Source organism: Mycobacterium sp. NPDC049093, assembly GCF_040704635.1.
GTDB lineage: Bacteria > Actinomycetota > Actinomycetes > Mycobacteriales > Mycobacteriaceae > Mycobacterium.
In genome coordinates this window covers 679,018-697,283 of sequence record NZ_JBEZJS010000004.1, presented here as the reverse complement: position 1 = coordinate 697,283, position 18,266 = coordinate 679,018, and the positions used below count along the sequence as shown (strand labels likewise).

The window sequence follows — 18,266 nt, the reverse complement described above, 5'->3', positions numbered from 1 at the left end:
GACCGTGCGTCGTGCATTCGTGGTGCCGGCCTCCTGGGCAGCCATCGTCCTCGCCGGTGCGACGGCACCGACCGCCGCCGCCGCACCGCCCGGCTTTCCGGATCTCGACGCGTTCTCCGCGGTCGATCCCGCGCCGTATGTCCAGCACGGTCTCAAGGCCTCCAGGATCGGTTTCACCACGCCGACCCTGACGTGCACATGGGACTACCGCCCAGACCACAACGACCACGTCGTCCCGGGGTGCAGCGGAACCATCGTCGGCCTGCCCGCCGAGGCGCCGCAGAGCGAGATGGAAGGGTCGTGCGACGGGATCGGTTCGTCCTTCGGCCGCGGCCGCGGGACCTGTCCGCCGCCGGCCGGATATCCGAGGCTGGCCCCCGGCCACAAGCTCACCGCCGTCAACATCACCTGCGCGGTGACCGATGACGGGGTCGCCTGCATCGACCCGATCGTGAACCACGGCTTCGTTGTGCAGCCCTCGGGCAGTTGGGTGTTCTAGCGATGCGCCGGGGCTTGCTTGTTGCGCTGGCGGCCGCGGCTGTCGTGGTCGTGGTGGCGGTGACCGCGGTGGTGCTGTGGGTGCAACGCCGAGAATCGGAGCCGCCCGCGCCGACGCCGCAGCTGATCGGATTCTCGCTGCAGAACCCACCGAGGCAGGCCTGGCGGCTGACTCCGGCCGACATCGGGCTGCCCGACGAGATACCGGTGGGAAAGCCGTTCGGCAGCGCCGGTGATCGGGGGTATTTTCTCGCCGACTGCGATCTGTCCTGCGGGGACGGATACCGCGGCTGGGTGTACGGCATCGATCTGCGCACCGGCGCAAGGCTGTTCGACCCGATCCTGTTGGAGGGCCTGCACGTCCGATTCGACGGAAACTGTCACCTGAACGGCGAGCAGACCGCGGTATGCCTGACCGACGAGGACACCGCCCACTCCCAGCCGCGCCGGGTATGGGTGCTCGACCTGGCGCGGGGGCAGGTCACCCACTCCGGCGAAACCGACTTGCTCATCGAGGGTTACGGCACCGAGCCCGTCGCCGAAGCGATCGGAAATCCGCTGGGGCAGACCCGGTTGGTGGCCACCGTGCCGGGCACGGGTGTCTACGGAATCGGGGCCACCGGTGAGCGCACGTGGTTCGTCCCGGGCAGCGGCCAGCTCGCTGTGCCGACGCTGACCGTGGCCGACGACGCGCCTCTGACCCTCGCGACGCAGATCCCCACGCCGGAAGACCCGACCTACCGGGTGTTCTCCGTGATCGACGGCACCGAGCGGACCCCGACACCGCCGCCGGGCACGACGCTGCGACGGGCGGCCGTCTACCCCGGCGGATTCGCCTATCAATACGAGGCACAGGACGTGGCCGGTGTGCTGTTCTACAACGCGTCCGGCGATCTGCTGGCCCAGCAGGAGCTGACGGGATACAACCTGTTGGACGCCACCACCGTCCCGATCGTGCTCGACCGGGCGGTGGTCAGGGTGTACTCCCGCGACGGCCGGCAGGTCGTCGAATTTCCCGGCGCCGCAGTCGATTACCGCCAGGCCAAGTTCCGGGTGATCGGCGGTGACCTGTATGTGTGGCAGGGCGAGGACGGCCCTGACAACGAGACTTGGCAGCAGTGGAGCCTGGACACCGGTGACCCCGGCACACGCTGTCAGGTCGATTTCACCCACTACGTCGGATCCGACGGCCACATCGTCCTCAGCACGACCTACCACGCGTCCCGCGATGAGATCGTCGCCACGGATCTGTCCACCTGCCAACGCCTGTGGCGGATGCCCGCGCCGGACCGCCGCGGGGTGGTGGAACAGGTCGGGACCGCGCTGATCGCCAGAAACCCGAAGGAACTGGTGGGACTGCGGGCGGAGTAGCCGGGGCTATCCCGATCCGGCAGGGAACACCCGTTGCGGCGGCGGCGGTTTCTTCACGATGGCCGGCAGGACGAAGGTCTCGATGTAGCGTCGCGCCGCGTCGGGCTCGGTGATGTCGGGGACGGTCTTCACCAGGAAACCGAGGGCGGTCGCGATGATGAACTGCGCCAGGTCGTGTGGGTCGAGACCGGTGCGGAACTGGGCGGCGTCCTCCGCGATCATGGCTTTGATGGTGGTCGTCACCAGATCGGTCAGTTCGGAATCGGTGGCGATCGACGAGGCGATCGTGCCGTCGGGGGTCTGGTCGGCGATCGTGTTGAGCAGTGGGTCCGACACCAGTTCGGTCGCGACGATCACCAGGCTCTCGACCAACAGATAGATGGGCCCGGCATCCTCGGGTATCCGGGGGATGATCGACGCCATGTGCCGCTGGGTGGTGCGCTGCACCATGGCCGCGATCAGCTCGTCGCGGTTGGTGAACTGGCGGTAGATCGCCGTGCGTGAATATCCGGCCTCGTGGGCGATAACCTCCATCGTCGATGCCCGGTATCCACGGGTGACGAAGAGGTGTTCGGCGGCGTCCATCAACACCTCGCGCGCCTGCTCGGCGGTATTGCCGCCACCGACGGGTCGGCCCCGGGGGCGACGTTCTGGTGCTGGCAATCGACTGTCCTGGTCGGCGGCGTTGGGGATTTCAGTATGCCGGATGCCCCGATAACGGCCAGTAAAGAAACATTGTTGTTGATTTGTTCATTTTCCTGCGGACGGCCGATGGTGGCGGTTAGCGTGCCTGCGTGACCACACGAGGGCGGGCAATTCATGCAGTGGCGGCGACGGCGTGGGGCGTGCTGGTGGTCGCCCTGTGGATGGGCCTGATCGCGGGAGCGGTCTCGACGGCGCACGCCGATCCCGGCCGGGAGAAGTCAACCACGCAGTCCGCCAATGACTCTGGTCCGGCGAAAAAGCAGCGCGACCCGAGTTCCCGGCTCGGTCCGCGCACGGAGAAGCGCCCGAAGCTCTCCGTGCCGAAGGCTGCGACGACACGTTCCGAGGCACGTGACCTGGTCGACGATCTCACTGGTCGCGCGCGCACCGCGCTGACCGACCTTGCCGACCGAAAGCCGAACCTGCGTACTGCACAATCACTTCCACGCCCCAAGGCGACGGCGCGGCGTGATGCGACGAAGCGCCCCGTGGCAGTTGCGGTTGCCGCGGTGGCCGACAAGGCGCCGGACATCGCCGACGCCGTTGAGGCCATCACCCGTCCGGCCGATACGCAGGCGCCGCCTGTTGAAGCCGTCGGCACGCTCGTCGACCGCGTCCCGACCCAGAGCCGTGCCCTGCTCGCGGATATCGGTGACCTGGTCACGAAACCGGTTGCCGCCCAAGACCGCCAGATCGTCAAGCCCATCGCCGCCATCGCCACCCCGCTCACCGCGTCACGGCCGGCGCCGCCGCTGGTCAACATCGTCGGCTCGCTGGTGTTCAACGTGGTCGGCGCTGCGCTGCAGGTGTTCTCGGGCCCGCCGGTGCTCCCGCCGGGCAGCAATGTCACCGTCCGCTCCTCGACATTGGACATGCCGGGCACCAACCAGACCGTCCGCGCCGACTGGTACTTCCCCGAAGACCCGGACTCCGCCACCGGCGTCATCTATCTGCAGCACGGATTCATGGCCACCGGCCCGATGTACAGCTACACCGCGGCCTACCTGGCGGAGGAAACCAACAGCATCGTCGTCGTCCCCACGCTCTCGTCGAACCTGTTCGACCCGAACGGTGAATGGCTCGGCGGCGAACCGATGCAGCAGTCCGTGGCAGACCTGTTCGCCGATGACCGGCCCGAACTGACCGCGAGCGCCAGCGCGGCAGCCGGTCACCCCGTCACGCTGCCGTCCAGGTTCGTCCTCGTCGGGCATTCTCTGGGCGGAATGCTGGTCACCGGCGCCGCCGGACGCATGGTCGACAACGGCGCCGTCGACGACCTGGCCGGGGTGGTGCTGCTCGACGCGGTCGACACCCACAACGACATGCCCGAGGCGCTGGACCAGCTGAGTGGTGCCAACTACCGTCCGGTGCTGCTCATTTCGTCAGATCCGTATGTGTGGAATCGCAACGGTACGGTCGGCCAGGAACTGCAGACCGCCCGCCCCGGCGAGTTCAACGGTGTGATGCTCGTCGGTGGGCGGCACATCGACGGACTGCAGGGTGCCAACCCGATCCTGCAATTCGCCGAGTACCTGATCGCCGGATTCTCGCAGCCGCAGAATGTCGATGCGGTCAAGGTGATTTCGGCCGGCTGGATCAACGACATGTACGACGGCACCGGCAATGGCGTGCACGGTGCGCCGCAGGAAAGCATCGAGATCCCCACCCCGTCGGGCACCGCCACCGCGGTGGTGCTGCCCTTCACCTCGACCGAACCGGTGCAGGCGACGCCGTGGGACGGGTTGGTGGGACCGCTCCTCGATGCGCTGTTCCAATACGCGGTGTACGAACCGTTGGCCGGACAGTCGGTGCCGGTGACGGTCTGACCGCAGAAATCGGTGCCCGCGGCTCCACTGCTGCGCCTTTATCCTGGTGAGGACGCCGAACCGGGGGGTTGCTGTGGAGCAGACACCGCCAGAGGAATACCCGCACGAGTGGGTCGACCGGTACGGGCCCCAGATGTACGCGCCCCAGGCCTACCTTCCCCCGCCCCCGCCCGGAGGTCAGCAATCCCAAGTCGTGCTGACCGTCCGGTGCTTCGCAGCAGTCATCGGCGGCTGTGCCGTGGCGTTCTGGGCGTTGATCGTTTATGTGGTGCTGAGTTCGGCCTTCGATACGAACCCGGCCACCGATCCACACGGCTACGGCATTGTCTTCGGCGTTCTGCTCGCGGTGCCGGTGAGCCTCTTCTGGGCGCTGGTGTTGCCGTTCGCGGCGCCCAGACGCTGGTGGGGACGCGCGTTTGCGATCTCGTTGCTGAGCCTGGTGGCCCTCAACCTGCTGGCGTTCTGGGCGCTGAGCGTGTCGGGTGCGGGATAGCGCCGCCTCCGAGTTCGCTGAGGTGCGCTGAACAAGGCATATACCGAGCTCAGCTATACATTTTGCCGCCAGATCGTTAACCAAATTGGTGCCTCATCTGTATGTGATTCAGCACACGGACGATGTACATTGTGATCGCTGTCATACGAAAGGGCGGTCAATGTTTGGAGCATTTGTTGGGGCACTCCTGCTGGTGCTCGGCATCGGTGCGGTCGCCGGCGTCGTAGTAGCAGTGGCAATGGGTCTTCCCACCCTGGCACTCGTGATCGGTCTCATTTCCGGCGCGTTTTTCGCCGGACGTGCCGTTTAGAGCTTCAGCCGCTTTCGCAGGCCGGTCGCACGGACTGCCTGCCGGGCGATAGCCGCGCGGATTTCCGCTTCGGACCCCACGACGCGCACTCGCGTCTTGGCCCGGGTTACAGCGGTATAGAACAACTCCCTGGTCAACAAGCGGGAATCCTCCGGCGGTAGCAGCACGGTCACCTCGTCAGCCTGGCTGCCCTGGGACTTGTGAATCGTCATGGCGTGCATGGTCTCCACCTCGGTGAGCCGGCCGGTGGCGAATGACGCGGACCCGCCGACGGCTCCACCGACCACGGCGCGCACCCCGTCCGGGGTGGCCACGGTGACACCGGTGTCGCCGTTGTACAGCTTGAGCCCATAATCGTTGGCGGTCACCAGGATTGGGCGCCCCACGTACCACGACGCCCACATGGGTTCGCCGGTCGCCTCGGCCAGCCACCGCTGCACCTGGCGGTTCCACTGCGCGACACCGAACGGACCGTGGCGGTGCGCGCACAACAGCCGATGCTCGTCGAGAATTTCCAGTGCCGCACCGTCGTCCCCGAGAATCGCCGCCTGGCGCAGGGCAAGGGCATGTGGCACAAGCACTTCCCGCAGCCGTTCGCTCGTGTCCGTACCCACCCACTCGACATGCTCGCCGCCGGCCGCCAGCACCTCGACGGCGCCGGAGGCGTCACCGGCCCGGATTGCTGCGGCCAGCGCACCGATCGACTCACCGAACCGGTGCGAGGTTTGCAGCGCTGCGACTCCACGCGATCCCAGCCCATCGACCAGATCGGCCAACACCGCCCCGGCTTCCACCGAGGCGAGCTGATCTGGGTCGCCGACCAGCAGCAGCCGGGTTTGCGGCCGCACCGCCTCCAACAACCGGGCCATCATGGTCAGCGATACCATCGACGTCTCGTCGACGACGATCACGTCGTGCGGCAACCGATTTGCCCGATGGTGGCGGAACCGTGACGACGTGTCCGGGCGTGACCCCAACAGCCGATGCAGCGTGGTGGCCTGCAGGCCCGAAATCCGCTCGCGGTCCACCGCATCGAGCCGGTTCACCTCGAGCTGGACCGCCTCCTGCAGACGGGCCGCGGCCTTGCCGGTCGGTGCGGCCAGCGCGATCCGCAGCGACGGACGGCCGGCCAACGCGGCCTGCTCGGCCAGAAGCGCCAGCAACCGCGCGACCGTGGTCGTCTTGCCGGTACCCGGCCCGCCGGTGAGCACCGTCAGCCCCTGCGACAACGCCACCTTCGCCGCAGCCCGCTGCTCCTCGAAACCCGGTGGGAACAACCGCGCCACGTCGGGAGCCAGGCCACCCGGCTTGCTGGCGACCAGGCCCAGCACGTCGTCGCACACCTGCTGCTCCTCCAGCCAGTACCGGTCGAGATACAGCAGGTCTCCGAACAACCGCAGCACCGGGGGAGTGCCCAGCAGCGGGCTGTCCGCCACGGCCGCCAACCACTCGTCGACCGGTGGCCACGGCAGATCGGGCAGCTGGGACTGCTCGGCCACCGAACGCAGGTCCACGCAAACCGAGCCGCCGCGCAGCGCCCGCACCGCAAGGGCCAGAGCGAGTTCGACCCGCGGATCGGTCTCCTCCGCCAGCGTGCTCAGCCGCCTGCCCACCTGCACATCGGCGGGCTCCAGGATCTCGGCGAACGCGTCCAACATCACCGGGCTCCCTTGTCCAGTAGCTCCGACATCGCGATGACCAACGCGGCGGGCGGTTCCCAGCTGAACACTCCGGCCGGGTGCCCGTCGACCACGGGCGTCTGCGCCCCGCACATCCCGCGCACGAACAGATACAGCACCCCACCCAGATGTGTGGCCGGGTCATAGTCGGGCAGCCGCCAGCTCAGGAACCGGTGCAGCACAACGCTGTACAACAACGCCTGCAACGGATAGTCCGAGTGCAGCATGGCCTCGACCATCCGGTCCCGCCCGTAATCGGCCGCGGTGAGTGGCGCGTCGCCGGTGCCCAGCCAGTTGGTCTTGTAGTCGACGATCACGAAACGCTGACCGATCCGCAGCACCACATCCACCGAACCGGACAGGTAGCCGCGCAACGGCTGACGGCCGAGCAGCCCGGTCGACAATCGCTCGGCATACACAGCCACGGGATCGTCGGCAGGCAGATGCTCGTCGAGCAAGGCGCCGATTTCGGCCAACCGCGCGAACTCGCCGCCGCGCAGATCGCCGCCCGCCATCGGGAACTCGAAGTCCAACTCGCACAACCGGTCCGCCAACCCGATCTGGCGCAGCGTCACCCCCGGCGCCAACGGTCCCAGCGGGGTGTCATGCATCGGCAGCAGAGCGGCGGCCAGCTCGCCGGACTCGACCTCGACCGGCCAGCGGGCCGCGTGCCGTCGCACCTCGGTTCGCAGCTCGGCCGTCAGATCCACCGCCAGTGGGTCGGCGGTTTCCAGCACCGCGTGCACGAGCGAGCCGAACGCGGCTCCCGTCGGCAGTGAGGCCATGGGAGAGGGCACGTCGGCGCCCTGGGCGGGCGCGACGACGGTGATGTCGGTCGACTCGTCGTCGAGCTCGACGACCTCGGGCTCACTGGACACCCCGGAGTGTTCGCCATCCTCGGCCGCCCGCAGCAGCCCCGAATACGACGTTCGCCGCCAGGCCGTGTCGATGGAGCGGTGAAAATGCCGCGCCGCCAGATCATCCGGTATCGCATGGACCGGAACCGGCATGACCGCGCCGACCACCGACTCCTCCAACACCGGCCCACCCGCGGCCTCCCAGGCCCGCAGCCGGGCCAGTGCATCGTCATCGGAGACCCTGGCCGGAGTGCACCGGTCGGGCACTGTGGCCTGCCCGGGGGCACGCCCGCGCAGCAGCCGCGAGAGGCCGCCGTTCGGTTCGTCATTCGACGGTGCCCACCAGGCCACCACCTGCGACTGGGCCCGCGTCATCGCCACATACGTCAGGCGGCTGTCGTCGGCAGCGGCTTCGGCCCGGCCGGCGCGGGTCACCGCCGGGTCGGGGCCGCCGATCTGCAGACAGCGCACCCCCTCGTCGTGGAACAGGATCAGATCCGGTTCCGGCACATACCGATTGAATGCGAACGGCAGGTACACGATCGGGAACTGCAGCCCCTTGCTCACCCACACCGTCATGATCTGCACCGCCGCCGCGTCACTGTCCAGGCGGCGGTTGCGCTCGGAGGCGCCACCGCCCTCGCTGCGCTGAGTACGCAGCCAGTCCCGCAGCGCGGCCAGCCCGAACCCTTCGCGGTGGGCGGTGTCGCCGAGCAACTGGGTCATGTGGGCCAGGTCGGTCATCAATCGTTCCCCGCCCTGCCAGGACAGCACCCGCCTGCCCATGCCCGCCAGTTGCGCGGCCTCGAAGATCGCTGCGACGCCCCGATCGCGGGCATGGCCGGCCCAGGTGCGCAGGGTGTCGGCGACCCGGTCGGTCAACGCATCACCGCCCGCGGCAAGGGTTTCCGCGGTCTCCCCGAAGAACATCGTGGCGGCCGCGGCCCGCACCAGCCCGGGTCGGTGCGGCTGATCGAAGGCCTCCAGCAGATACAGCCAGTCCTCGGCTGCCTCGGAATTGAACACGTCCGAATCGCCGGTGTAGACCGAGGGGATACCGGCCTCGAGCAGTGCGGTGTGGCAGGCCCGGGCGTCCTTGTGGGTCTCGACGATCACCGCGATGTCACCCGCCTGCAATGGTCTGTCGCAGAAGGTGGCGTCGCTGTTCAGCAACGTGCCGATGTCGGCGGCCAGATCCCTGCCGATGTGGCGGCGCAGATCGGCGATCGGAATCACCTTGGTGCCGGTGCGGTTCCGCGTCACCACGCGAAGGCGGAACGGATCGTTGTACGGTGCCCCGGCCAGCCGGTGCCCCTGATGGTGTGCCTGCACGTCATGCACCACGATGTCCGGGCCACCGAGTTCGGCACCGCGCAGCACTGCCTGCAACCGGTCGACCAGCACACTGTCGCTGCGCCAGTTGGTGCCCAGCGTCTGCTTGTCGCCCGCAGTCGCCGCGGCCCGCAGATAGGTGTCGATGTCGCCGCCGCGGAACGCGTAGATCGCCTGCTTGGGGTCACCGATCAGGATCAGGGTGGACCGGCCGGAGAACGCCCGCTCGATCACCTGCCACTGCACCGGGTCGGTGTCCTGGAACTCGTCGACCATCACGATCGGCCAGCGCTGCGCCATCCGCACCCGCGCCGCGGAGTTCTCCGCGGTCAGCGCCCCGGCCAACCGGGTCAGCAGATCGTCGTAACCCAGCACGCCGCGGCGGCGCTTGCGAATCTCCAACTCCGCCAGCACCGCCCGCGCGAACGCCACCCGAATGCCCGCCGGGGATTCCGGTTCGGGATCCAGCGGGCGCAGTTCGGTCGCCGGATTGGCCACCACCACCCGGGCCAGCCGCAGCGCCTCGGCATACCCCAGCTCCGGGGTATCCCGCTGAGCACCGAAGTGGGCGAGATACAGATCGTCCACGATCTCGCATACCAACTCGTCAAGACTCTCGACCAGGGTCACACCCGAATCGCTGTCCCCGGCCACGCCGAGGGATTTCAGGACGATCTGGCAGAACTGGTGGGTGGTCGCGATGGTGGCTGCGTCGAAACCGGCCAGCGCGTCGCGCAGCCGCTGTCCACGGGCCTGCTGGTCCTCGGCGACCAGATACTGCAGCAGATCGTTGTCGGCGCGTGACGGGTCCTCCAACGCCGCCAGGGCGCCGACGATCTGGGCCCGCACCCGCTCCCTCAACTCCTGACTGGCGGCCCGGCCGAAGGTGATGAGCAGCATCTGATCCAGCGTCGCCGCCCCCTCGGCCACCAGGCGGGTCACCAAACCGGCCAGCGCGAAGGTCTTTCCGGTGCCCGCGCTGGCCTCCAGCACCGTGGTGCTGTTGGTCTGCGGCAGCGGGCCGAGTAGGTCGAAGACGTTCACCGGGTGGACCTCTCGGCCTGCAGGAGCGGCAGCCACAACCGCTCGGAGTACTCGCCCAGGCCCTCCAGGCGGCTCAACGGCGCACTCCGGCCCCAGGCCCGCACATGAGCGGGTGCCTCGTCCTCACCGGGGAATTTGCCGCTGCGCCAGCGGAACCCGGCCTCACGCTCCGGGTCGTCACCGGCGTAGCGGGCCGCCGCCCACGCATAGGAGGTCTTGATGGGCAGGGGCAACGGCTCCCGGCGGCCCGCGTCGTAGATGGCGACCAGATCGGCCAGCAGCTCGACCGGATTGTCCGGACGGCCCAACCCTTCGATGCGCGGGGTGTCGCCGCGCCGGGGCCGCCCGATGCACACGGCCGACCAGTCCCGGTCGGGATGCCCGGCGGCCAACGCCAGCAACGGAATCCAGGACTGCAGCAGATGCTTGCCGTCGAGCTTGGAGTACGTCACCGACACGAGCCTCTCGCCGAACACCGGCGAGACGGTACCGGTGATCCGGCGTCCGGTCCCCAGGTCGATGTCGACGTCATAGGCCTGCGGGTCGGCGTCCCGGTACCGCAGGGCGTCGGTGGCCAGCAGGGCGCACCGATCACGCAGTGCGATCGCGCGGCGCCAGCCGAGCTGACCGGGCGGCAGGGTGCCGCGCCGCCACTCCGCCTGCTGGGCATCGGCCGGGGTCATGCCACCCATGATGTCGCCGAGCATGCGATCGCCGACGGTCCATTCCTCCAGCGCATCGATGTCCACCGGCATCACATCCGACACCCCGTCCACATCCCAGGGCAGGGTGTACTCCAGGGCCCGGAAGAAGCCCTTCACCGGATCCTTGAAGAACGTGACGAGATCCTCCAGCGCGACATCCTCGGTTGGCCGCGGCGGCAGTTGGTGGGCGAAGAACGCCGGCCGGTCGGCCCGCCGGCCCGCGCTGGCCTGCGCGGCGGTGAGCGCAGTGGGATCAAAGGTGAACGGCCCGTCGGGCAACAGGGCGCCGGGGGTGACGTTGCGAATGTCGAAGGGCTGCAACGGGTGTGTGGTCACGACCTCCACCGGCTGCTGGGCGGTCACCCTGAGCGTGTCGAGCAACTCGGCCAGCGGCACTGCCGGCGGGCGGGCCTGACCGGAGTATTCGTTGGCGCCGGTATAGGTGACCACGAGCGTCTGTGTGGCCGCCCCGATCGCGTCGAGCAGCAGCTGGCGATCCTCCGAGCGGATGTCGCGCTCACCCGTGCGCGGGTCGCGGGCGAGCACGTCGTCCCCGTCGACCGCACCCAGCCGCGGAAACACCCCGTCGTCCAACCCGACGAGACACACCACCCGGTGCGGCACCGAGCGCATCGGCACCATGGTGCACACGGTCAGGGTGCCCGTGCGGAAGTTGGCCCGCGTCGGCCGTCCGGCCAGATGCCGATCCAGCAGCGCGCGAACATCACTGAGCCGCATCGGTGTCTCGCCCGCACCGGCAGCCTCGCCGATCTCGGCGAACTCACGCTGCACCTGGGCCGCGGGCCATTCCTCGTCGGAGTACGCCAGCGCCTCGATCCCGGTTCCCAGCGCCGACAACCACTCGTCGAGGGGACGGACTCCACTCAGATCACGGACAGCTTTACTGAGTTTGTCGACAAAATCGGCGAACCGGCCCGCCAGCTCGACCCGGTTGCTGCTGACGTCGTCGAGCGGCAGCGTGGTGCCCAGCCAGGCGTGCGAATCGTCGGACATCGCCACCCCGGCCAGCACCCGGTCGATCCCGAAACGCCAGGTGTTGTGCAGGAACTCGACGCCGTAGGGGCTGCGGTGCTCCTGATCGAAACCCCACCGGATGTTGGCCTCACGCACCCAGGCGGTGACGGCCTCCAGATCGTCGTCGGTGAATCCGAACCGGGCCCGCACCGGCGGTGACTCGGCCAGGTTCAGCACCTCGCTCGCAGTGGCCCGCCCACCGGCCAGGGTCAGCACCGACGCCGCCACCGACAGCAGCGGATTCGTCTGCACCAGAGCGCGATCGGCCAACCGCACCCGAAGCTTGTGCGCCGGATGCGCGCCGCGCACCACATCACCCAGCCCGAACCCGGCCGTGATCAACGGTGCATAGGTCTCGATGTCGGGGCACATCACCAGGATGTCGCGCGGCTCCAGCGTCGGGTCATCGGCGAGCAGGCCCAACAGCACCTCCCGCAGCACCTCGATCTGCCGGGCCGGGCCGTGACAGCTGTGCACCTGAATCGAGCGGTCCGACAGCCGCGGCACCCGCCCGGCCGACCGGACCGCGTTGGCCGCGATATCGGACTGCAGCCAGCCCAACACGGTGTTGGGATAACCTGTGCCGCTGAGATATTCGTCGGTGTCCGGGATCGGCAGCCCACGCTGCAGTTCCCGCAGGTCGCGGCCGAGGGTGGCCAGCAGCGGGTGGCCCACATCGCGGTGGCTGGTGTCCTCGCGGCGGGGGAGTGGACCCGTGTGCGCGGTCAGTGACCGCCACAGGTCGTCGCTGGGGTGCGGCAGCCACAGGTGCAGATCGTGATGGGTGGCCAGCGCGGTGAGCAACTCGATCTCGGTGACCGGCAGCCGGGTGTGCCCGAACAACGACAGGCGCTCGGGTAGATCACTGGGTGAATCGGTAAGCCGGGCAAGGGTTTCCGCGTGCCGGACATGCGGGGGCTCGGCATCGATGCGCTCGGTGAGCGCCTGCCACAGCGGGGCCTGCCAGGACAGGTCGTCGGGTAGCTCCGCCCAATCGACCAGCAGTTGCGGGCGCTGCCGCGCATAGGACGCGAACAGGCCGGCCAACCGTCGGGCCACCGCATAGCGCCGGCCCTGACGCAGCTCGTACTCGTCGCCGGTCTCGAAGTGACCGAGGTGCGTGGCCACCGGCTCACACCACGGCTGATCCAGATTGTCGTCGATGACCGCCAGCAGTGGCCAGGCCATCGCGTCGGCCGACCACGGATCGTCCTCGGCCGTTCCCGTCAGCTCGGCGATCAACGAACGCGGATTGCGGAACTTGACCGCCGCGCAGATCCCCAGCCGGTTCGACAGCCGCTGACTCAGCCAGCGCTCCACACCCTTCGCCGGGACCAGCACGAGCTCCTGGGCGAACGGGTCAGTCGGAGGGTGCGACAGCAGATCTGCCAGCCCGTCGGCGAGCAGATCGGTGCGCTCGGCCCGGTGCAGGTGCAATCCCATCGAAAGACACGATAGGAGACCCGGTCAGAGTGTTGCCGCGTTTGGTGCCGACAGAGCGGCGGGTCGGGCCGCGAGTGCGACCGCCAGGGTCACCGCGCCGGCGATGACGAACGCCACCCGCACGCTGAACACGTCGGCCGCGCCGCCCAACAACGCCGCCGCGAACGGGCGCGACCCGAGGAATCCGACCAGCCACAGCGCCATGATGCGACCCCGTAGTTCCTCGGGGGCCCGCTCCTGCACGACAGTGCTCAGGCCCGTCATCGCCCAACCGAAGCCCAGCCCCGCGACCGCGAAACCGGCCAGCGCCACGGCCGTGACCGTACCTGCGGCGAGCAGCCCGCAGCCGGCCACGAGCAGCCACAGCCCGATCGCCGAAACCCGGGCGGCCGCCAGCCGTCCGCGCATCGACGCCAGCGCCACCATGCCGAGCGCTGCGCCGACGCCGAACGCCGCCGAGAGCGCGCCCACCAGGTGGGCGCTGCCGCCGAGGTCCTCGGCCATCGACGGGGTGAGCGTGATCGACGGATCCGAGGCGAACCCGACCGTCGCCACGGCCAGCAATGCCAGCAGCAGTGGGCGGTCCCGCCATACGTATGCCAGTGCCGCGCGCACCCGATAGTCGCCGTGCGGGCTGCGTTCCGGCCGGGCCGGGAAGGTCACCAGCAGCAGGAAGATCGCGAACACCAGGTGCAGGCCCGCGCTGATCGCGAAGCCGGGCGCCGCACCGAGCCGCGCCGCCAGGAAGGCACCGATCGCCGGGCCCAGGATGCGGCCGATGGTCATCGGAATGCTGTTGAGCGCCATGGCCGTCGCAAGCTCGCCGTCGCGGATCAGGCTTGGCACCACCGACTGCATGGCCGGGCCGCCGATGACGAAACCGAAGCCGACGAGGGTGGAGCCGACGAGCACCGGTATCGCCGCGGCCGTGCCCTGCAGGTCGGGGTCCAGGGCCAGCCAGAGTGCTGTCGAACCCGAGCCGATGATGCACAACACCCGGCCCCACAGGATCTGACGGGCCGGGTCGCCGATGTCGGCCCACTTGCCGCTGGTCGGGCTCAGGATGAGCTGAGGCAGGAACTGTGCCACGCCGACCATGCCCACCATCACCGCGGAGCCGGTGGCGTCGAAGATCACGATGGCCGCGACGATGCCGTGTGTCCACACCGCGACGACCGAGAACATCTTGCCCCAGAACAGGGCACCGAAAACCGGGTCGAATATCAGCCGCAGGGCGCCGCGCGGCTGCGGGCGGGTAGCAGTCTGGGCTGTCACGAGCTCACTCCCCGCTCGAAATCGGTGACCAGCTGCTCCAACAGGTCGACGAGTTTGTCGACGTCGGACTCGGGCCATTCGGCCACGGTCTCGGCGACCATCTCGCGGCGCCGTTCGGTGACGTCGGCCAGGGCCTTGCGGCCGTCTTCTGTGAGGGTGAGGACGCACCGGCGCTGATCTTCGGCGTCTTGGGTTTTGGTGAGCAGGCCCGCGGCGACGACATTGGCGACGGTGCGGCTGGCGGTGGAGTGTTCGACGGCCATGTACTCGGCGACCTCGCCGACCGAGGCGCTCTGCCCGGCCTTCTCCCGCTGCTCGACGGCACGGAGCACCCGCAGCGTCGACAGGGACGGGACGCTGCCCGACGCGTCGATCAGCCGGCGTCGCCAACCGGGGCGCTGCCGGACGATGTGGATGCGCACCAGAAGCTCATCGAGTTGGTTGTAGCGAGGCAGTATATGTGCATAGCACATACATATATTTTGGAGCGAATGTCGACGAGCGGTCCGCGCTTGACGCTCTCCCGCCTGTTTGCGACAAAAGGTCGCTGAAGAGGCGGGCATACTTTCGTCGTCGCGTTCACAGCGTCGCCGATCGTGAACCAGTGCGACGGACGGCCGGTGCATGTTGTGCGGTGGTATCAGCGGGGCCGACCGGGCGTACCTTCAGGCCGTCATCAACAAGGTGGCGGATCGCTGCTTGATCCTGACTGCAATTCGCCGCGTAGTGTGCCGATCCTCTGGTGGCCTGAGGTAGGACGAGCAGGTCTCGCCGCGCCGTGACTGTGAGCCTCGTGTGAAGCGAAAAGCGAAACCGCGCCAGCGTGCTACCCCGCGAATTCCTGCGCCAGGCCGTCGATTCCTGCACGAATCGCGGTCAGGGCCTCGGCGCGGGCCTTGAGCTTGCTGGCCACGTGCGCGCCGGTGTGCAGGGTCGCTGCGGCCTCGGCCGCCACCTGCTGGGCGCGGGACAGCACTGCGTCGGCCTCGACGACCTCGTCGAGCCAGCCGCCCGCGATCGCCGCGTCTCCGGTGAACACCGCCGCCATGGCGATCCCGCGCTGAAAGGCCGCGCGGGTCAAGCGCATGCGCATGATCTCGATGGCGGCGATCGGCAGCGTCATGCCGATCTTCACCTCGTTGGCCTGGCACCGCGATGTCACGGCGCCGACCCGATGATCACCGGACAGCAGCAGGAACGAGCCCATCGCGATGGCGTGACCGGTGGCGGCCATGATCACCGGCACCGGGAAACTCAGGCACCGCACCGACAACTCGAAACCACCGGCGAGCATGCCCAGCGTCGCCGCCGCGTCGCCCGACGAGAACACGCTCAGGTCGAACCCGCCGCTGAACACCTTCGAATTGCCCGCCAGCACCACGGCTTTCACCTCGCCGGCAGCCGCACCGGCGGCGGCCTGATCCAGCGCCGCGTTGATCTCGGCCTGCATTGCAGGTGACAGTGCGTTGACCTTGCCGTCGTCCATCGTGATCGTGGCCACGGCATCGTTGAGCTCGTAGCTCACCAGGCTGCTCATCGCACTGATGCTAGCGAGTGGGTTCAGGCCCGGTGACGCCTGCCGGAGGTCGCCGCCGGCTTGATCAGGTCGGTCTCGGGATCGTCATCGTCGTAATCATCGTCATCGTCGTCGCCGGCCTCGTAGCGATCGCGCCAGCGAGAGCGCATCTCGGCGCCCATGGCGTTGATCCGGTTGATCTCCGAACGCAGCTTCTGCTCGTCCGTCTCCTTGGCCGCGTACTGGAAATACGTCAGCACGCCACGCAGCAACTCCAGCTTCTGCTTCTCCCGCCGGGCCTGATCGTGGGTGGTCAGCAGTTCCATGCGGTCCACCGGCGGCAGCGTCGCCCAATCCAGCACTGCGGTGTTACGCAGCTTGCGGCCACTGGGCTTGCCGGCCGAGCCAGGCTCGTCGTAGTAGGTGACCGCCCCGTCGAAGCGGGACGCGATCGCCTCACCGAGCTGCTTGCGGTCCAGCGCCGAATCCCACACGATGCGCCACTCCTGCGACGGCGCCAGATACGGGATCTCCGCGGGCAGGTTCAACGGCACGATGTCGACGAAGTTGTCGTCATATGAGCTCTCGTACTTGCCGACCGTGGGAGGGTTCGCGAACTCGAACCGCAACCCGTACGCCGGCCGCTGGCCGTAGTTACGGACGACCAGCTCCACCAGGTGCCAATCGGCACTGCTCGGCTCCATGAACATCGACACATTCGGCTGGGTCAGCTCGGCGCGCCGATCCCTGGCCTTCAGATACTGCCGCCACGCATAGATCAACGCGACGACGATGACGGCAATCGCCACCCATGCTGCGAGCGCAGTCCATGCACCCGGTTCGAAACTAGCCAACTCACGCCCCCGCTCCGTGACTGAATCGATGATCCCCACCAAGTGGGTATATCACGGACATTCACCCTGGGCAGCGGTCCGGCTCAGCAAACTTCGGTCAAAACCGGCGTCCTCAGGAGGCGACGGCGGCGAGGATGTCGCGCTGCACCGGCACGGTCACGGGCGTGTGGACCAACCGCTCGCCACGGGCCAGCCACTCGATATCGGTCCATTCGATGCGCGCGGGCAGTCGCCGCCAATAGTGCGGGTGCGAGCGCAGGTACACCTCGACACTCGCGTGCACCTTGGCGTCCAGCGGCGCCCGGCACCGACCGATCGCCGGCGCGGTCCCGGCCAGCGCATCGAGATCAGTGGGGCAGGCGCTGTGGTCGTGGACCCGCAGCCCCGAGGCGATGGCTCCGTCCAGCATCCAGTCCAGGGCGATGTCGGCCAGCGGCCAGCACGCTCCGGTGCCGCCGACGACATCGTGGCGGGTTCCCCGGAACCAGACTTCATCAAGGCTCTCGCAGTACCGCATCGTCCGTCGGCCGCCGTCGACCGCCACCGCGTGCCGGCCGGACTCCACCGTGGGCAGCGGGCCCATGTGGCGCTTGGTTCCGGGCGTGGCCGTGGCGTTCCACAGCCCGACGAACCGCACCGGCACGGCCGGATCGCGGTCGCCGAACAACTGCGCCGCCAACACCCTGATCTGTCGCCAGTCCTGGGGTGTGCGCGCCGTGCGCGGCAGCACGTAGGTGGCAAGCGCGTAGTCGAGTACGTCGTCGGAATGGGCCGGCAACAAGCCGACCGTGCCGAGCAGGGTGGCGAGTTCACCGGCGCGATGCCCGCCCTCGCCGCCGCCGAACACGAAGATCTGGTCTCCGGGATCCCACGCGTCGCCGAGGAAGTGGTAGGCCTCGGCGATGGCCGCCCGGGCTTCGCTGGCCGGGTCGCCACGGCGGCCCGGCGCGAGCCGTCTGCCGTGTCGCATGGCCGTGCCGCTGTGATACCAGGTCAACTGATCAGTGCCATCCAGCAACCGAAACAGCATCTCGGTATTCGACGCGTCACGGAGTCCGGGTTGTTCATCTGTGTGGTCGAAGCACAGCACGATGTTCTTCACGGCGACCCCCGGCGGGACTGTCAACTACTGCTCAACTGATGCTGGCTAGTACTTTGCCGGGTCCGCGGCCTGATGTCCTGAGTATTGCACTACTCGAATCGCGCAAAACGGTACGTAGTTCCCCTTGCAACCGCTTCGGCAACGAAATTCGTGGCAGACAGGCCGTCACGGGGTGGGATTGCCCCGTTTCACGCTCGTTAATTCAGTGGATTCCGCATTTGG

At 68.4% G+C, this 18,266-nt stretch carries 14 protein-coding genes; 5 read left to right on the top strand and 9 right to left on the bottom strand.

From position 1 onward, the window contains the following. Positions 1-4 precede the first annotated feature (4 nt). The gene (locus AB0876_RS19040; protein WP_491837779.1) at positions 5-499 is read left to right on the top strand and encodes a hypothetical protein; all 495 of its coding nucleotides are present in this window, start codon (positions 5-7) and stop codon (positions 497-499) included. A 2-nt stretch (positions 500-501) separates the two neighbouring features. Continuing rightward, positions 502-1,869: a 9-bladed beta-propeller domain-containing protein gene (locus tag AB0876_RS19035; protein ID WP_526042617.1), complete on the top strand. Its 1,368-nt coding sequence runs from the start codon at positions 502-504 to the stop codon at positions 1,867-1,869. Positions 1,870-1,875: 6 nt separating this feature from the next. On the opposite strand, the gene AB0876_RS19030 is transcribed toward AB0876_RS19035, so the two are convergent. Next, positions 1,876-2,532 carry a TetR/AcrR family transcriptional regulator gene (locus tag AB0876_RS19030; protein WP_526042616.1) on the bottom strand — a complete coding sequence of 219 codons (657 nt, stop codon included), beginning with the start codon at positions 2,530-2,532 and terminating at the stop codon, positions 1,876-1,878. Between the two features lie 131 nt (positions 2,533-2,663). Between AB0876_RS19030 and AB0876_RS19025 the strand changes: the two genes are divergently transcribed. The 3 genes from AB0876_RS19025 to AB0876_RS19015 all read left to right on the top strand — a co-directional run bounded on the left by AB0876_RS19025 (position 2,664) and on the right by AB0876_RS19015 (position 5,203). Further along, positions 2,664-4,400, top strand: coding sequence for an alpha/beta fold hydrolase (locus tag AB0876_RS19025; RefSeq protein ID WP_526042615.1), 1,737 nt, complete (start codon positions 2,664-2,666; stop codon positions 4,398-4,400). A gap of 73 nt (positions 4,401-4,473) precedes the next feature. Continuing rightward, positions 4,474-4,893, top strand: coding sequence for a hypothetical protein (locus AB0876_RS19020; RefSeq protein ID WP_135359486.1), 420 nt, complete (start codon positions 4,474-4,476; stop codon positions 4,891-4,893). Between the two features lie 160 nt (positions 4,894-5,053). Beyond that, the gene (locus tag AB0876_RS19015; RefSeq protein WP_526042614.1) at positions 5,054-5,203 is read left to right on the top strand and encodes a hypothetical protein; all 150 of its coding nucleotides are present in this window, start codon (positions 5,054-5,056) and stop codon (positions 5,201-5,203) included. On the opposite strand, the gene recD is transcribed toward AB0876_RS19015, so the two are convergent. The 8 genes from recD to AB0876_RS18975 all read right to left on the bottom strand — a co-directional run bounded on the left by recD (position 5,200) and on the right by AB0876_RS18975 (position 18,044). Then, complete coding sequence (gene recD, locus AB0876_RS19010) at positions 5,200-6,861, bottom strand: exodeoxyribonuclease V subunit alpha (RefSeq protein ID WP_526042613.1); 1,662 nt, start codon at positions 6,859-6,861, stop codon at positions 5,200-5,202. The two genes, AB0876_RS19015 and recD, sit on opposite strands and share 4 nt — an antisense overlap. Next, positions 6,861-10,115 carry an exodeoxyribonuclease V subunit beta gene (recB, locus tag AB0876_RS19005; protein ID WP_526042612.1) on the bottom strand — a complete coding sequence of 1,085 codons (3,255 nt, stop codon included), beginning with the start codon at positions 10,113-10,115 and terminating at the stop codon, positions 6,861-6,863. Before recB ends, recD begins: the two co-directional genes overlap by 1 nt. After that, positions 10,112-13,297: an exodeoxyribonuclease V subunit gamma gene (gene recC, locus AB0876_RS19000; RefSeq protein ID WP_526042611.1), complete on the bottom strand. Its 3,186-nt coding sequence runs from the start codon at positions 13,295-13,297 to the stop codon at positions 10,112-10,114. Before recC ends, recB begins: the two co-directional genes overlap by 4 nt. A 24-nt stretch (positions 13,298-13,321) precedes the next feature. Continuing rightward, on the bottom strand, positions 13,322-14,572 hold the full coding sequence (locus tag AB0876_RS18995) for an MFS transporter (protein ID WP_526042610.1): 1,251 nt from the start codon (positions 14,570-14,572) through the stop codon (positions 13,322-13,324). Further along, complete coding sequence (locus AB0876_RS18990; protein WP_526042609.1) at positions 14,569-15,045, bottom strand: MarR family winged helix-turn-helix transcriptional regulator; 477 nt, start codon at positions 15,043-15,045, stop codon at positions 14,569-14,571. The genes AB0876_RS18995 and AB0876_RS18990 overlap by 4 nt, the downstream gene beginning before the upstream one ends. Positions 15,046-15,398: 353 nt before the next feature. Then, entirely contained in the window at positions 15,399-16,109 is a 711-nt protein-coding gene (locus tag AB0876_RS18985; RefSeq protein WP_526042608.1) for a crotonase/enoyl-CoA hydratase family protein, read from the bottom strand. A 23-nt stretch (positions 16,110-16,132) separates the two neighbouring features. Continuing rightward, a complete protein-coding gene (locus AB0876_RS18980) occupies positions 16,133-16,981 on the bottom strand; it encodes a DUF8453 domain-containing protein (RefSeq protein ID WP_526042607.1) in 849 nt (282 codons plus the stop codon). 73 nt (positions 16,982-17,054) lie between these two features. Continuing rightward, on the bottom strand, positions 17,055-18,044 hold the full coding sequence (locus AB0876_RS18975) for a phospholipase effector Tle1 domain-containing protein (protein WP_491839264.1): 990 nt from the start codon (positions 18,042-18,044) through the stop codon (positions 17,055-17,057). Positions 18,045-18,266 lie beyond the last annotated feature (222 nt).

What these genes read in the sequence shown, in the direction of transcription:
- recD (WP_526042613.1), bottom strand. Translation starts at nt 6,861, where the DNA reads ATGTTGGACGCGTTCGCCGAGATCCTGGAGCCCGCCGATGTGCAGGTG.
- AB0876_RS18990 (WP_526042609.1), bottom strand. Translation starts at nt 15,045, where the DNA reads ATGTGCTATGCACATATACTGCCTCGCTACAACCAACTCGATGAGCTT.
- recC (WP_526042611.1), bottom strand. Translation starts at nt 13,297, where the DNA reads ATGGGATTGCACCTGCACCGGGCCGAGCGCACCGATCTGCTCGCCGAC.
- AB0876_RS19015 (WP_526042614.1), top strand. Translation starts at nt 5,054, where the DNA reads ATGTTTGGAGCATTTGTTGGGGCACTCCTGCTGGTGCTCGGCATCGGT.
- AB0876_RS18985 (WP_526042608.1), bottom strand. Translation starts at nt 16,109, where the DNA reads ATGAGCAGCCTGGTGAGCTACGAGCTCAACGATGCCGTGGCCACGATC.
- AB0876_RS19035 (WP_526042617.1), top strand. Translation starts at nt 502, where the DNA reads ATGCGCCGGGGCTTGCTTGTTGCGCTGGCGGCCGCGGCTGTCGTGGTC.